The sequence below is a fragment of the Oceanirhabdus seepicola genome, from assembly GCF_023684385.1.
Classification (GTDB): domain Bacteria; phylum Bacillota; class Clostridia; order Clostridiales; family Clostridiaceae; genus Oceanirhabdus; species Oceanirhabdus seepicola.
In genome coordinates this window covers 124,733-141,072 of record NZ_JAGSOJ010000004.1, presented here as the reverse complement: position 1 = coordinate 141,072, position 16,340 = coordinate 124,733, and the positions used below count along the sequence as shown (strand labels likewise).

Annotated in this window: 14 protein-coding genes and 1 riboswitch; of the genes, 12 read left to right on the top strand and 2 right to left on the bottom strand. The window is 29.6% G+C overall.

Going from position 1 to position 16,340, the window contains the following annotated elements; genetic code table 11:
* Window positions 1-61 precede the first annotated feature (61 nt).
* The 11 genes from KDK92_RS17690 (at window position 62) to KDK92_RS17640 (ending at window position 14,053) form a co-directional block, all read left to right on the top strand.
* Window positions 62-1,009 carry a protease complex subunit PrcB family protein gene (locus tag KDK92_RS17690; RefSeq protein ID WP_250860710.1) on the top strand — a complete coding sequence of 316 codons (948 nt, stop codon included), beginning with the start codon at window positions 62-64 and terminating at the stop codon, window positions 1,007-1,009.
* A 222-nt stretch (window positions 1,010-1,231) separates the two neighbouring features.
* A riboswitch (cobalamin riboswitch) is annotated at window positions 1,232-1,419 on the top strand.
* A 166-nt stretch (window positions 1,420-1,585) separates the two neighbouring features.
* The gene (locus KDK92_RS17685) at window positions 1,586-2,452 is read left to right on the top strand and encodes a YitT family protein (RefSeq protein WP_250860708.1); all 867 of its coding nucleotides are present in this window, start codon (window positions 1,586-1,588) and stop codon (window positions 2,450-2,452) included.
* Between the two features lie 113 nt (window positions 2,453-2,565).
* Entirely contained in the window at window positions 2,566-3,462 is an 897-nt protein-coding gene (locus KDK92_RS17680; RefSeq protein WP_250860706.1) for an ABC transporter permease, read from the top strand.
* A gap of 2 nt (window positions 3,463-3,464) precedes the next feature.
* Window positions 3,465-4,223: an ABC transporter ATP-binding protein gene (locus KDK92_RS17675; protein WP_250860704.1), complete on the top strand. Its 759-nt coding sequence runs from the start codon at window positions 3,465-3,467 to the stop codon at window positions 4,221-4,223.
* Window positions 4,220-5,533: a glycosyltransferase family 4 protein gene (locus KDK92_RS17670; protein ID WP_250860702.1), complete on the top strand. Its 1,314-nt coding sequence runs from the start codon at window positions 4,220-4,222 to the stop codon at window positions 5,531-5,533. The genes KDK92_RS17675 and KDK92_RS17670 overlap by 4 nt, the downstream gene beginning before the upstream one ends.
* 13 nt (window positions 5,534-5,546) lie before the next feature.
* Entirely contained in the window at window positions 5,547-6,848 is a 1,302-nt protein-coding gene (locus tag KDK92_RS17665) for a nucleotide sugar dehydrogenase (protein ID WP_250860701.1), read from the top strand.
* A 32-nt stretch (window positions 6,849-6,880) separates the two neighbouring features.
* Window positions 6,881-8,656 carry a glycosyltransferase family 4 protein gene (locus KDK92_RS17660; protein WP_250860699.1) on the top strand — a complete coding sequence of 592 codons (1,776 nt, stop codon included), beginning with the start codon at window positions 6,881-6,883 and terminating at the stop codon, window positions 8,654-8,656.
* 991 nt (window positions 8,657-9,647) lie between these two features.
* Window positions 9,648-11,150, top strand: coding sequence for a hypothetical protein (locus KDK92_RS17655; RefSeq protein WP_250860697.1), 1,503 nt, complete (start codon window positions 9,648-9,650; stop codon window positions 11,148-11,150).
* Window positions 11,140-11,838: a response regulator transcription factor gene (locus tag KDK92_RS17650; RefSeq protein WP_250860695.1), complete on the top strand. Its 699-nt coding sequence runs from the start codon at window positions 11,140-11,142 to the stop codon at window positions 11,836-11,838. The genes KDK92_RS17655 and KDK92_RS17650 overlap by 11 nt, the downstream gene beginning before the upstream one ends.
* Window positions 11,835-13,229: a HAMP domain-containing sensor histidine kinase gene (locus KDK92_RS17645; RefSeq protein ID WP_250860693.1), complete on the top strand. Its 1,395-nt coding sequence runs from the start codon at window positions 11,835-11,837 to the stop codon at window positions 13,227-13,229. The genes KDK92_RS17650 and KDK92_RS17645 overlap by 4 nt, the downstream gene beginning before the upstream one ends.
* A gap of 89 nt (window positions 13,230-13,318) precedes the next feature.
* Window positions 13,319-14,053: a hypothetical protein gene (locus KDK92_RS17640; protein ID WP_250860691.1), complete on the top strand. Its 735-nt coding sequence runs from the start codon at window positions 13,319-13,321 to the stop codon at window positions 14,051-14,053.
* 87 nt (window positions 14,054-14,140) lie between these two features.
* Here KDK92_RS17640 and KDK92_RS17635 read toward each other — a convergent pair whose 3' ends face one another.
* Both KDK92_RS17635 and KDK92_RS17630 read right to left on the bottom strand, forming a co-directional pair.
* The gene (locus tag KDK92_RS17635; protein ID WP_250860689.1) at window positions 14,141-14,350 is read right to left on the bottom strand and encodes a hypothetical protein; all 210 of its coding nucleotides are present in this window, start codon (window positions 14,348-14,350) and stop codon (window positions 14,141-14,143) included.
* 167 nt (window positions 14,351-14,517) lie between these two features.
* Entirely contained in the window at window positions 14,518-15,219 is a 702-nt protein-coding gene (locus KDK92_RS17630) for a hypothetical protein (RefSeq protein ID WP_250860686.1), read from the bottom strand.
* 207 nt (window positions 15,220-15,426) lie between these two features.
* On the opposite strand from KDK92_RS17630, the gene KDK92_RS17625 reads away from it, so the two are divergent.
* Window positions 15,427-16,338: a hypothetical protein gene (locus tag KDK92_RS17625; protein WP_250860685.1), complete on the top strand. Its 912-nt coding sequence runs from the start codon at window positions 15,427-15,429 to the stop codon at window positions 16,336-16,338.
* Window positions 16,339-16,340 lie beyond the last annotated feature (2 nt).

The following is a 16,340-nucleotide window of genomic DNA, read 5'->3' as shown; positions in this document are numbered from 1 at the left end:
TTCACTGGCTATATCACAGTGGTGAAAATAAAGAAATAATTTAAAGAGAGAGGTGATTTTTATGAATAGAAATAGAATCTTATCATTATTAATGTGTAACATGATTTTATTTAGTGGATCAAGTGTAGTTTTTGCAGAGAATAGTAAAGAATTAAGCAATAGAAATATTATTAAGTTAAAAGAGATAAAAAAGGAAGATTCCATTAACTCAATATCGATAAATAATGATTTCTTTAATGAGATGACAAGTGAGTATCATATTGTAGGTAAGATTACCAAGGTAGAAGATAAAGATAATGGTAAGTATATCTTGGTTGAGAGAAATGGTGCACCAATGGAAGTATTAATAAGTGAAGACTTAGACATTCATGGTGGATTTGAAAATATTAAAGTAGGAAATTTCATAGATATCAGGGGAAAAGAATCTGAAAAAGGACATTTTATAGAAGGGGAGGAGTGCATAGTTAGTGAGAAGCCAATAGGTATTAAAGCGCTAAGCGCAGAAAAGATTGCTTTTAGAGAGGTAGATAATATTGATTATGTTTCCTTAAATGTTTATGATATAAAAGATGAGCAAATTCAAAAGTGGGTTTCAAATAACAAGAAAAAATCAGGAGCACATTTGTTAGAAAAAGATGATGCATATTTTATATTGGTTTCAGGAGGAGAATGTTCAACTGGAGGATATTCTTTAGATATTATGAATGTGAACTTATCAGAAGAAAATTTAGATATAACATATAATGTAGTACCACCAGCACCAGATATGTGTGTTACTTCAGCACTAACTTATCCTTCACAAATATTAAAAATATCGAAAGATAAAAAGATTGAAGAGGTTAATGCAGTAAAAAGTAAAATAGGCGTAATACCAAAGAGGCCAGAAGTAAGAATAAATAAGAAAACAACTCTTGGAGAAATTGAAGATGCTGTTAAGAATATGAAGAACCCTCAAGAAAAACTTAATTTGATTGAAAAACTTATTAAGTGGGTTACTGAGTTGTTTTAGGAAAAGAATATGAAATTTATAATTCATTAAAAGACTAGATATTTTAGTAACTCTAGTCTTTTATTATTTTGTTTTAGAATTTATTTTTGAAAGAAAATTTTTATGAACTAGTAGTATGTGTTTCAAGAATATTGGTTATTAGAATATAAAATCTAAATTAAGTAAATAAAGTAATAAATAACAATTGACTTTAAATTTTAACAATGTATAATCAAAGATGAAAATAAAATATAACTCATAGGTTGGAAGAGTAAATAAAATACTCTTCTATTAAAAGGGAAGTTGGGTGAGATGCCCACACGGTCACGCCACTGTATGAGCTTAGCTAATCTAATACCACTGATAGATGTCGGGAAGGTGATTAGTGTAAATGCTTGAGTCAGGATAACTGCCTATTGGGAAGATACATATAGATAGTGCTTTTTAGTACTTTCTAGAAACTCTACGAGGGATAGAGTGTATTTATGATGAAATTTAATCAAGTCAATAATTTGTCTTGGTTTATTAATCATGAACTTAACCCTCGTACTATTTAAAGTATGAAGGTTTTTTTATTTTTTAAGAGGAGGTATGGGTATGAAAAATTTATTAAAGGGGTTTTCAATTAAGGATTTTTTCGTTATTTCTATTGGTGATTTGCTTGTTGCAATGGGGGTGTTTTTTTTCTTAATGCCTAATAGTATTGCAGCAGGAGGAGTAAATGGACTAGCAATGGTGATAAATAATTACTTGCCATTTCTATCTATTGGTATTTTGATGTGGATTATGAATATAATTTTGTTTATAGTAGCATTTTTAATAATAGGACCAAGCTTTGGAGCAAAGACTATCTATGCTAGTTTTCTATTGTCAGGATATATTGTTGTACTAGAGAAGATATATCCTGTTTTTAAACCAATGACTGGGGATGTCATGTTAGAGATGATAATAGGAATTATTATTCAGGGAATAGGTATGGCAATAATATTTAATGCAAATGCTTCAACTGGTGGAACGGATATAATAGCAAAAATATTGAATAAGTTTTTTAGTTTCGATATTGGAAAGTCACTTTTGATTACAGATGTGGTAGTAACATTATTTGCGGGTATAACTTTTGGTATAGCAAAGGGATTATATGCTCTTGTTTCAGTAACTATGAACGGATTGCTTATAGATAAGGCTATTGAGAGTTTCAATGCACTCAAAGAGGTGAAAATCATAAGTTATGAGAACGATAAGATAAAAGAATTCATAATGAATGAACTAGAGAGAGGCACAACATTGTATCATGGGGAAGGTGGATTCACACATAAGCCTATGCAAATATTGAGCACAGTTGTGAGTAAAAGAGAATTTTTAGTATTAAAGAATTATATAAAGACGATAGATAAGGATGCATTTATAAAAGTATACGATGTTTATGAAACTTTTGGAGAAGGATTCAAGAATATAGTAGCATAATAGAAAAAAGAGAGACAAACAAGGGACGGTTCATTAATTTTTTTAATAAATTAATGAACCGTCCCTTGTTTGTTTTGTTTGTCCTTAAAGAAGTTTTTAATAAAATCCTAAATATGAATAATAAATCTGTATTGGTATATACTACTAATGATTTTATCAGTAATAAGAAGGAAAGTGGATGGGTTATGATAGCGCAGAGTAAGAAGTCAAATTTCTATAAAATAAGTTTTATAATAACAAAGATTTTAGAGGATATGAAAAAATATAGGGAGTATATAAAATATGCGGTAAAGTCTGAATTGAAGGCACAATTATCTAGTACTCATTTAGGATATTTATGGTGGTTACTTGATCCGCTGATGTATATGCTTGTATACATATTGGTAGTATCAGTAATTCTCAACAAGGGAAAAGAAAATTTTCCGATATTTGTATTCTGTGCAGTATTATCTTGGAAATGGACTTCGAGTTCATTGTTGGATTCAACCAAGGTAATTAAATCAAGAGCTAGGTTGTTACAACAGATATATTTGCCCAAATTTATCCTTGTTTTTATAAAGGTTTTAACAAATACTATAAAGTTTTTAGTGGGTATATGTGTGTTGTTAGTATTGATAGTGCTGTTTGGAATTCAACTAACACCTCATATAATTGAGTTCTTTTTTGTATTCTCAGTTAATTTTACTCTTGTGTTAGGACTAAGTTGTTTTCTTGCTCATTTAGGGGTTTATTTTAAGGATATAAGTAATGTAATGGCTTTTTCACTGAGATTATGGTTTTATGTATCACCAGCCATTTACAGTGTGTCAGATGTTCCGAAGAATATCAGATGGATTTGGCAACTTAATCCTATGAGTGCAATATATGCAGGATATAGAGATGTGTTTTTGTACGGGAGATCACCGACTTATTCAGTTTTATTTATATGGTTAATGATTTCACTGAGTATTACTTTTTTAGGGGCAGGTTGTTTAAGTAAATATGATAAGAAGTATATTAAGGTGGTTTAGATATGAATAAATATGCTATTGAAGTGCAAAATCTTAATTTAACTTATTCTTTTATGAATAGCATGAATATTAAAAGTGAGATATTGAAGATGGTTCAAGGAAGGAGAGAGCATAGAAAGAAGGAAGTTCATGCACTTAGGGATGTATCATTTAAAATAGAACGAGGAGAGGTTATAGGTGTTATTGGGGGAAATGGAGCTGGAAAATCCACACTACTAAAAGTGTTGGCTAATATTTATGATCCAGACTCTGGAACTGTGAAAGTTAATGATAATTCAGTTTTCCTTATGTCTTTAGGTGCTGGATTTCAACATGAACTACCAGCATTGGATAATATATATTTGAACGGATTATTATTAGGATTAACAAGAAAAGAAGTTGAGGATAAGATTAATGAAATAGTGGAGTTTTCAGGAATAGGAGAGTGTATAAATAATCCACTAAAAAGTTTTTCAACAGGAATGAAATCTAGATTGGCCTTTTCTATAGCTTGCAATATAAAACCTAACATTTTATTAATTGACGAGATTTTAGGGGTTGGGGATGAGGAATTTAAAGTAAAAAGTAGAGAGAAAATTAGAGAACTAATTCTGGAAGATAGAACCGTAGTATTGGTATCACATAACTTAAATACAATTAATGAACTATGCCATAAAGTTTTATGGTTGCAAAATGGGGAAGTTATGAGTATTGGAGAAAGTAGTAATGTAATAAGTGAGTATAAGGCGTTTGTTAATAAGAATAAGGAGAACATGGCATGATGGGAAAGGTATGTGTATTTCTTACAAACTGCTATGAGAATGATGCTAGGGTTAAACGTGAATGTTCAGCTTTAAAAGAAGCAGGGTATAAAGTTAAGTTGATTTATGTTCAAAATTATAATAATAGGTTGAAAGAGCATGAAATTATAGATGGAATTGAAGTAGTTAGAATTGATCAGTTTTCAAAAACTCTTGAACTCATTTATAAGCTATGGAGATGGATAAGGGGTATTGCGTTAAATATTAAGAGTAATAGGATGGTGTTAATTATTTTAGCCCCCATTTCTATAATAGTTTTACCAGTGTATATAGTAGTTAAAATACTGAATATAAGAAGGTTTTTTAGATTTTTAAAAAAATGTAGTATAGTTTTCAGAATGATAATAGAAGGAATGAAGGAAGATTATGACATATATCATTGTAATGATTTAGATACTCTTTTACAGGGATTTATTTGTAGTAAAGTTTTAAGAAATAAGGTATTGGTATATGATTCTCATGAAGTTCAGACTAGAAGAACTGGCTATAAAGGGGAAAAAAAATATGCAATACTTGAGAAATTGATAATAAACAAAGTTGATAAAATGATGATGACTACAGAAACTAGAGCGGAATTCACAGAAAAAATATATGGAATACGGCCAGAAGTAATACATAATTATCCATTATATATGGAGAAACAGAAAGAAAAAAATAATTTAAGGGAAATAGCAAATATAGATAAAGATGAACCTATATTGCTTTATCAAGGAGGAATACAGATTGGCAGAGGACTAGAAAAAATTATAGAAGCTATTCCGAAATTTAATAAAGGAATAATTGTTTTTATTGGGGATGGAGCTATTAAGGAAAAACTAAAAGAAATGGTTTTAGATTATGGTGTGTGTGATAGAGTTAGATTTATTCCAAAAGTAGATGTTGAGGAACTTATGTTTTATACACAGCATGCATATTTAGGATTTCAGGTACTGCAAAATATTTGTTTTAATCACTATTCAACATTATCTAATAAACTATTTGAATATATGATGATGGAAGTCCCAGTTGTGGCCTCTGATTTTCCAGAGATTAGTAAAGTTGTTAGAGGGGAAAAAACAGGAGTATGCATAAATCCTCATGACTCTAATAATATTGCTGATGCAGTAAATCTTCTTCTAGAAAATAGAAGATTATATGAGGAGCTGAAGGGTAATTGTAAGAGTGCTAAATTGAAATATAACTGGAACTGTGAAAAACATAAATTCATTTCAATATATGATAATCTGATGAGAGAACTTGAAAATAAAGGAAATGAATTAAGACGAGCATAAGGAGTGAATGAAAATGAGGAAAACAAAAATATGTGTAATCGGACTAGGATATATAGGATTACCGACTTCTGTTATGTTTGCATCATCAAAGAATTATGTTATAGGTGTGGATATAAACAAGAGAGCAATAGAAATTTTAAATGAAGGAAACATACATATTGAGGAACCAAACCTAGAAACATTGTATAAAAGGGTTGTTAATAAAGGATATTTTAGAGCTCAAAGCAAACCAGAAGAAGCAGAGGCTTTTATAATAGCTGTCCCAACACCAAATAGAAATGACAAATACAAATCTTGTGATTTGAGCTATATTATAAGTGCTTTAAAAAGTATAAAACCATATCTTAGAAAAGGGAATATAGTGATAGTAGAATCCACTATAGGACCTAGAACTATTGATGATATTATAGCTCCTTTTATTGAAGATTGTGGTTTTAAAATAGGGGAAGATATATTTCTTGCTCATTGTCCAGAGAGAGTATTGCCAGGTCAAATTATTAAAGAGATGATAGATAACGATAGAATTATTGGAGGATATACTGACGAATGCGCCAGAAAAGCAGCAGAATTGTATAGAACATTTGTAAAGGGGGAAATAATTCTTACAAATTCTAAGACTGCAGAAATGTCAAAACTTATGGAGAACACATTCAGGGATGTGAATATTGCATTAGCAAATGAGCTTACAAAGGTTTGTAATGCTCTAGAAATTGATGTGTTAGATGTAATAAAGATGGCTAATAAACATCCAAGGGTAAACATTCATCAGCCTGGACCAGGTGTGGGTGGCCATTGTCTCGCAGTTGATCCCTACTTTATTGTTGAAAAGGCTCCTGAATTATCAAGAATAATATCTTTAAGCAGAGAAATAAACTGTAGTATGCCAGATTATATTGTACAGAAGGTTGGAAGATTAATTGATGGTATTCAAAATCCCAAAGTAGCTGTTTTTGGGATTACTTATAAAGGAAACATAGATGATATAAGGGAGAGTCCAGCATTGAAAGTAATTGATATGTTCAAAAAAAGGGGCTATAGAATATCGATACATGATCCTCATGTTAAGCTTAGAAATATTCCTTTAACAAGTGGAGAGAGAGCTGTTGAGGGGGCAGATTTATTGCTTATTCTTGCTGATCATGATGAGTTCAAAAAAGGAAATTTAATTAATATTATAAATAAAATGAGGACACCTATTGTATTCGATACAAAGAACACTATTAAGTTGTGGCAAGGATATAATGAAGTTAAATCAAAAGGAAGTAGTTGTAATAATAAAAGAGTAATAATAAAACATATGGGAAATATATACTGATTTCAATTCTAAGGCTTACGAGGAGTTTGGATATGAAGAACTTAAAAAGTGAAAAAAATACAAATGAAATTATTATGGATAATAGGAGACTTTCTAAGAGGATAACTTCCATAAAAAATAGTAAAAGACTTAGATTGGGATCATATAAAAGAACAATTAAAAATATAATATTTCTTCCATATAAAGTATACAGGTTATTAAGAGGATGTGTATTAAAGAAGAGTAAAAAATATAAAACTAAAATATTTAATGTAATAAAAAGAAAGATAAATAAGAAAATTGAGAGTAAAATTAACAATACAAGTTCTACAGAAGAATTATATGCTCTTTATAATGCTTCGAAAGGATACAAAAAATTTTTAGTTGGTAAAAGGTTAAGTGCTAAACTGAAGGGCAGTGGAGAATTATCGCAGAACCTTGAAATATTAGTAGAGATTAATAAATTTAAGCCTAAGGTTAAATTTATTAAGAGAGAGATAAATCTAATTCTAGATAAATTAGATATGTTAAATGATGAAAGATATCATGCGGGAAATACAAATATTGCTTATGTTGATTATGACAATATTAAAGTCAAATCTCAAATAAAAAGTTTGAATGTAGTTAATACAAGTGAACCATATTTAATAAATGGATATGGTATTAGAGGAAAATATATATTTGAAGGTCTCAGAAATGGGGGAATAGAACCTATCATTTGTACTAGACCTGGGTTCCCAAATGATTATAAGAAGGATACTTTAGAAGACTGTGTTCTAAAAAAAGAGAGGATAAATCGAATAACTTATTATAGAAGTAATACAAATGTATTTCAACGCTATACACCTTTAAAAGAATATACAAATACATATGCAAGAAGGTTAGTTTCAATAGCTAAAGAGGAAAACGTGAATATAATTCATGCGGCCTCTAATTACGTTATTGGATTAGCTGGGTTAAGGTGTGCAGAGAAGATGAGAAGACCTTTTGTGTACGAAATTAGAGGATTATGGCATATAACAAGATTAGTTATTATGCCTGAGTATAAGAATTCAGAAGATTATATGCTATCGGAGAGAATGGAGATATTTGTAGCTAAGAAGGCGAATAAAGTTATTACAATTAGCGAAGCCTTGAAAAAATGGCTAGTAAAAAGGGGGGTGGATGAAGGGAAAATTGTTGTTATACCTAATGGGGTAGATTCAGAAAAGATAGTTCCACTGAAGAAAAATCATATATTAAAGGGTAAGTACGTAAAAGAAGAAGACTTCATAATTGGATATATTGGTAGTGTAACAAAATTAGAAGGGTTACAAAATATTCTTAGGACATTAAACATATTACAACGTGAGGGGTATGAAGACATTAAACTTATGATTGTAGGAGAAGGCAATTATTGTGATAATCTTAGGAAACTTACACAAGAATTAGGAATCCATAATCAGGTGATTTTTGCTGGAAAGATTCCACACCATAAAATAAATGATTATTACTCAATATTTGATATATGTGTTTTTGCCAGAGAAGATAAAGAGGTTTGTAGAATAGTCCCACCATTAAAGATACAAGAGGCAATGGCATGTGGTAAACCTATAATAGTTTCTAATCTTGAGGCTTTAAAAGAAACAGTGGTTCATGGATTAAATGGATTAATATTTGATAATTCTATTGAAGATTTATACAAGAAAATAATGAGATTGTATTCTAATGAAGAATTGAGAGAGGATATAGGGCAAAAAGCTAGAATGTGGATAAAGGAAAATAGAGATTGGAATATGCTTATTAATAATATTAAGAAAATATATGATGAATTGTTGTGTAATGAATAGGGAAATTCTAATCAAGAAATATGATAAATAGAGGACATAGATAAGACTAATTTTTAAAACATAACTAATACTTGTATAGTATAGTGTGATAGGGGTTACTACAGGTTTACAGGAATTCAGGTAATGTGTAGTAACTTATTATTTATTTTGTTTTTTGGATGAAATAAAGGACAAACAGGGGACGGTTCATGAATTTATTAAGAGAATTCATGAATCGTCCCCTGTCTGTCTTCATTTCCTAAGATGTTTTATGTACACAAGATTTCGTACCCAAAGCCAGTAAAGGTATAAGCAAAATATTGAAAATATGTGGAATAGTACGCCTATAGTATTGGATAAGAGAGCTTCTGAAATGATACCTATTATAAAAAGAATCAAAAAAAGTATAAGTATTAAGTCTAATACATAGTGTTTAAAAGATTTATTTAATGGGGACTGTGGAGAAAATGATACTTGGAAGTATCTTAATAGTTTTATTTTTTTTAATATTGCTATATGTAAAGAAAAGTGAAAAATCATTAGGAGTAGTACGATTAATAAAGGAGTCAATCCAATGACTGCTAAGCTACCATCATGTACAGGAGAAGGGGGATAGTTATCTACAAACCTGTGAAAATAAAGGTTTTTAAAAAAAATACAAGATAAAAACGTTGAAATCAAGCTTATGGAAAAAAATATATATTTATTAATTCTCAAATTAAGCACCTCCAATATAGGTATATACTTTTATTTTAACATATATTTGTAGAATTAAAAGAGATATACAAATTTATTGTAAAATAGTAGATTGCAGATTAGGGAGGATTTTGATTATTGTGTGATTTTAAATGAATTATTATGTAATAATAGGAAGTTGATAAGTAAAAAAATAATGGTGGCAACCAAGGGACGGTTCATTAATTTATTTAGAAAATTAATGAACCGTCCCCTAGTTGTTATTTGCGATATTGTAGTATAATATTAATCAATAACTATTGTGAGGATGAGTATTATGAATGAATATTATACAAATAAGGCAAATATAGATAAGCTAAATGTAAATAAGCCAAATATACACAAGAAAAATGTGAGTATAAGAAATATAGTAATGATAGGTATTATATTCACCATGATGATTATGGCATCATCATGTGCTAAGGTTGCCATGCCAGAGGAATTGATTTCAGGGGTAGAGGAAAGGTCAAATTATTCAGAGATTATAGAACTCCTAGCAGAAGAGGAAAAGATAATTACCCTTGCTGTTGATCAAGAAGAATCATCATTTAGAGAGATAAATTTATTAGGAGATGATGATAAAGAGGTGGTAGTTCTAGCTAAATATAAAAATAGTTTAGATGAATCTGAGACATATTATGAACTACAGATATACAAGTACAAGAATGATAGATGGAATAAACTTACTACGGCCTCAGTGGGTACTGGGCAAGAAGGGGAAAATACATCAATATCATCAGTGGAATTTATGGATATTACAGCAGATGGATATCCTGAGATATTTGTAACATCAGCTTATGAGGAAACTGGAGCGAAGCTTTTAAAAGTGTATTCATATCATGGAGGGTATTTTCAAAATTTATATTCTGATATCATAGGCGATTATGAAATATTTGATATAAACTCTGATGAGCAAAAGGAAATAATACTTATAAAGAATGAGGAAGATTATAACTATTTAAATGTGTTATCTTTTGATGGATTGAAATTAACAGAAACATATAGAGAAGATATTGATATGTATGCTAATTCACTTCGTGTTAAAGCTGGAAGAGTTGATAGTAAGAGAAATGGAATATACATTTATGGCGAAAATAGATATTTCAGTGAAGATTTGATGCTTCTTATCTATGATGGAAAGGTAAATCAGAATGGAAAGAACAATGAAAATGTTATGACATTCAATAAAATGCCTATTTGGGAAAGTGAAGAGTTAGTGAATATAATATCTGTTGAGGATATTAATGAAGATGATATTTTGGATATAGGATGTTTGAGGCAATCGGCAGAATTGTATGATTATGAAAATAAAATAGAAGGACTCCATCAATATGTACCAAAATCCGTAAGAATTTGGTTCTCATATAACTTGGAAGGGAATTATTCTATTGTGAGGAGAGAATATGTAAACAAAGAATTTAATTTTAAGATTATATTACCTAATAAGATGAGAAGCAATATTGCAATTGTGGAAGAGAAAGAGCTGAATAAAGAAAACCAGCATGAGGAGAATCAGGAATCTTTTAAAGGGGAAAATAAGATATCATTTTATGATATAGGAAATGAAACACCACAAATAATCTTATCTATTATAATACATAAGAATGAAGAGTATATTCAAAAAGATTCAAAGATTATTAAGCTTGGAAAGAATCAGCTATATCATTATAGCGCTTCAATTCCTAAATCAGTATATGATAAGGGAGACGTTTCAGTGGAATATATTAAAGATATCTTTAGGATTATAGACAGGAAAGGAGCAGAATTAGATGAAGAATAAAATACTAATACTAGAGGATGAATTTTCTATCAGAAGCTTTATGAAACTTAAATTAAAATCCTTGGGGTATGATGTTATAGATTTTGATAATTCAAGAGATGCATTGTCTTTTTGTGATGAAGGGGTTGATGTGGCTCTATTGGATGTTATGTTGCCTGATATAGATGGATTTGAAGTTTGTCGTAGAATGAAAGTATCATTCCCCGATATGGGAATTATAATGATCACTGCTAAAGGGAGTCAGGAGGATATAGTCACAGGGCTGAACAGTGGGGCTGACGATTACATTGTAAAACCGTTTGGGGCTATGGAGTTAGAAGCGAGAATTGCGTCTGTACTTAGAAGAGTCGAGCGAATAAAACATCCTGAAAAGAAGGAAAAAAGCATAGAGAAAGTAGGAATATTCACTGTTGATAATTTGAAAAAGATTGTGACGAAGAATGATGAAGTTATAGGTTTAACCCCTACAGAGTTCCTTATGTTAAAGGCATTAATAGAGAATAAGAACTCAACTCTTGACAGAAATGAACTATTGGATATAGTATGGGGAGAAGATTATGTAGGTGATTCAAAAGTTGTAGAGGTTAATATAAGAAGAATACGTCAAAAGATTGAAGAGAATCCATCTAAACCTGAGTATATAAAAACTATTAGAGGATACGGATATATGTGGAGCCATGAATCATGATTAGTAAGAAGGATAGTATTAGAGGTAAAATATATTTCAATAATGCAGTATTGATACTTGTAATAGTTCTTATTTTAGAGTGTATATTCATTTTAGCAGTTAGGCAATATTATATTCAAAGTGTGAGAAGTTTAATGAAGAGTAGATCATACGCAGCAATTGAGTTCTATAATGTTAAATATTCATCAGCAGATATAAAGCTTAAAAGTAAGATAATACTGGAGACGGAATCTCCAGATGCAGATTTCTTCCTTGAGGTATTTGATAAGGATGGAAGAATGATTACAAATTCTAATGGAGAGAATGAATTAGAAATATCAAAAGATAAAGATATATGGGAAGTTATCAGCGGAAAAGGTGAGTATTCAATCAATGAAAGAAATAGTGGGAATCATAGAGAGATTTCTATTACATTTCCTTTAAAAACACTTGGGAATATTGAAGGTGTTATGAGATATAGGACTAATATAGATGAAATAATATCAACAATATTAAATATTTCTATAATACTAATACTAGCTGGGTTGGCAGTTATAATAATAGCATTTATATTTAGTTCTATTTTATCAAGAGACATATTAACTCCAATACGTGATTTGACAATAGCAGCTGAGACTATATCAAAAGGGGATTTCACTGTAAAGGTTAATAAGAAATCGCAAGATGAGATGGGGATTCTATGTGATACAATCAATATGATGACAGAGGAAATTGCAAAGAGTAATAGAGCAAAGAATGATTTCATTTCATCCATATCTCATGAACTTAGAACTCCATTAGCAGCTATAAGAGGGTGGAGTGAATTATTGAAGGAAGATCTCGATGAGAGTGATAAAGCTATGGGATTAGATATAATTACAAATGAGAGTATTCGTCTAAATACACTAGTTGAGCAATTGCTAGATTTTTCGAAATTACAATCAAAACGGGTAGTGTTGAACAAGGATATAATAGATTTAAATGGGTTAACCGCAAATGTTACTAGTTACTTTAAAAGGCGATTTGAAGAAGAGAATATATCACTTTACCTTACATTGAGTGAGCATCATATTGATATAAAAGGTGATGAAAATAGAATAAAACAGGTACTTATAAATGTTATAGATAATGCAATGAAATTTACTTCGCCTGAAGGGAAAATATCTGTATCAACAGGAGTTGAAGAGGGGTATGCAATTATAAAAATTACAGATAATGGTGTTGGCATATCAGAGGAAGATTTGAAAAAGGTAACAGAAAAATTTTTCAAGGGAAGTTCTTCAAAAAGTGGTACTGGAATAGGATTAGCTTTATGTAAAGAAATTATGGAGTTGCATAAAGGTGAATTTCTTATAGATAGTACACTTGGAATTGGAACGGAGGTAATGTTGAAATTCCCTATTGGATTATAAAATTTATTTATTCGTAACCTAACTGTAATGTAAACTGTAAAGATTCGATATATAATATACACATAATTCAACTTGTAGGAGGTATTTATATGAAATCAGTATTAAAGAAAGTTGCACTAGCATCGTTAGTTTCAATTACTTTATTCACTTTTGCATCATGCGGAAATAATTCAAATAATGAAAATAAAGAAGCAATAAATAATAAAACAAATCAGGAACAGAAAGAAGAAAAGGTCGATACTTGGAGCAAAGAGTTAGGAAAATTCATTAATGATATTGAGGGAACTGTATTTAACTATTCAGGATTTGCAGAGTTTGGAAAAACTACAACTGTTAGCGAAGTAAATAAATCTTCAGATGAGAAGACAATTATATTTAAGAATGAATATATGGACATGAGCGAGGGCGAATCAGGAAAATCAAAAGAAGATCTTCTATCAGAAACAAAATACACAATCAAAGAAGATTCAATAATTGAGCAGGTTTTTGATGATACAAAGAGTCCATCAATTATAACAGAATCTATTATCCTTAAAGGGGAACTTAAAAAGGATTCTAGCTGGGAGCAAGAGGTTGTTATAAATGCAAAGAAATATCAAGCAGTAACAACTATTAAGGATGTAAATACTGATGAGAATGGAAAAACTATTGTTATCACTGAGACTTCTATTGAAGGTGTAGAAGGATATGGAAGTGAGAAATATGTAGAACAAAGAGTATATAAAGAAGGAATAGGATTAACAGAATTCTCATGTAACTATCTGATTTCAGAAGGATCAACAATGGAATTTGGATATAGAATTTTTGAAAAAGCGAATAGATAAAATATGAGATGAGTAGCCACTTAGTGACCCTATTTAGGGTTGATCAGTGGCCTTTTATTTTTTATGAAAGATGGAGAGCTTGTTTATTTATAAATTAAAACTACCAACAAAGAAAAGAAAGCTTAATACTAATTCAAATCCACCAATATATTTCATGGTTTTAATTAAGGAATCACTTAGTTCGATTTTTTCGAATATCCAACCAAAGATCATATCAAATTTATTTTTAGGTTTTTTGAAGCCAATTAATCCTAAAATTAAAAAGAATGTACAACCAAAAAGCATATCTAAATTCATAACAAAGACAACCTCCTTAATATTCATATACTTAAATAAATGTAATTTGAATTAGTCAGTAAACCTCATTATGTATATTAATACAATTATAAAACAATATTCAAATAATGTAAATAAAAGTAATGAAGTGGGTGGAGAAAGCCACTGGAAAAGCTCACTTCTTTAAATCATTTCTTGTTAAATATCAAAAAAGCATCCACTGGATTAAGGGGTGATTCATTTAAGTGTTCACAATACACATTGATTCCCAGCTTCTCAGAAGTAAATCCAGTAGAATCATAAGTTAAGTTATCATCATATTCTTTGAAAAATGTTTCTATAGCCTGATAGGATTCAAAATCCATTAGGTTGTGGCCATCATAATATATTCCAATTTCAGGATAGTTAATAATCTGGATTTCCATACATTTATCATCTTCATCAAAGAAAACATCAAAGTACTTATAAGAATACTGAATTGATGTAGAATATGAATGTTCTATTACATTAGGAGTTTCTTCAAGACTGTTTTTAATAGTACTGTTTGTCTCATCAAGAAATACTTCATTATCATCTACAAGAATTCCTTTGTATGATAGTAGTTCTATTTTCTTAGGGGAAGTAACATCCTTAGTTTGGTCAGTTTTTTTTGAAGAATTATCGAAAGAAAAGCCAATACTATATGTGGTTTTTGATGATTTATCACTTGTAGGAGCATTTAAACCATATTTTTTCGCTATTTCAGCTTTGGTTTTTTCATCAAGATAATTAGAATTTTTAACTTCTTTAACTTCATGAGAATTATCTTTTGAGTATCTTATAATTAATAGAATGGAAAAAAATATTAAACAAAGAACTAGTATAATAATTACAATGTTTTTCTTAGACATATAGAATCCCTCCTAAATTAATGTAAAAATGTACGATGTTTCACCAATAGTGAAAAATAATGAAAATTAATTAGTAAATTTTATGTAATATATGTTTATATACAATTATAAACTTGTTATACTATTCATGTAAATAAAGATTAAAAATTAGACGTTATACCATAAAATAGAATATAATATAGTGAATAAATTTACTGGAGGAGAGATATGAATTATTTATTTTGGGACTTGAGTGAAGTTGAATACAAAGGGTGGAAAGAGGTATTGAGTTTTTGTTTGAGAAAGAGTAACATGTTCAAGATAGAACATGTTATGAAACAAAAAAAAGGATTTCAAGGAATGAAATTATATTTTATTGATTCATCAAATACGCCTAAGGATAAGGAAACTGTATGGAACTACATATTTGAATATTCTTTACAGAATTCGATTGAATTTATTTTTCAATATCAATTGAATGAAAAATCTGAATGGATAAAAAGTGAGTTGAAGAAAATTGATGGATTGAGTATTAGTGATCCGATAGATGTAGACACACATCAGATTATAATGTGTTCTGGTAAGATGAATGAACAAACTAGGAAGTTATCAAAAAAAATAGTTCAAGAAGGTTTCATATCTTTTGATGAATATGATTGGGATTTAGAACTGATAGATAGTAAGTTAGATAGAAGGCTCTTCAAAGAAGCTAATATTAGAAGCATATGCAAGGGTAAAGGATATGTAGCGACTGAATTAACAGAAGAAGAGATAGACGAATTTAACAAACAGGGATATGTAATTAATGAGATTGTTGAATATAAACATAGGCTTACTGTAAATGGAAAATTAGATGAAGAACATATAAAGATGATAGAAGAAGAGGCTGACAACATAAATAATGGTGAGGTAGCCAATCTTATGGGAATAAAGGCGTATACAGGAGAACGTAAAATCTTTTTTACAGATCTTAAGCATAGATTTATTATGTGTATAAATGAAGATGAAATGAAAGAAATCAATAATAGGAAAATTGATACATCAAAATGGAAGTTATTAAGTGAAAAAGATGAATATATAGTACCAAATGATTATTTATTAGTGAGAAATAGAATAGAGACCCTTCTCTTTATGATATAAAC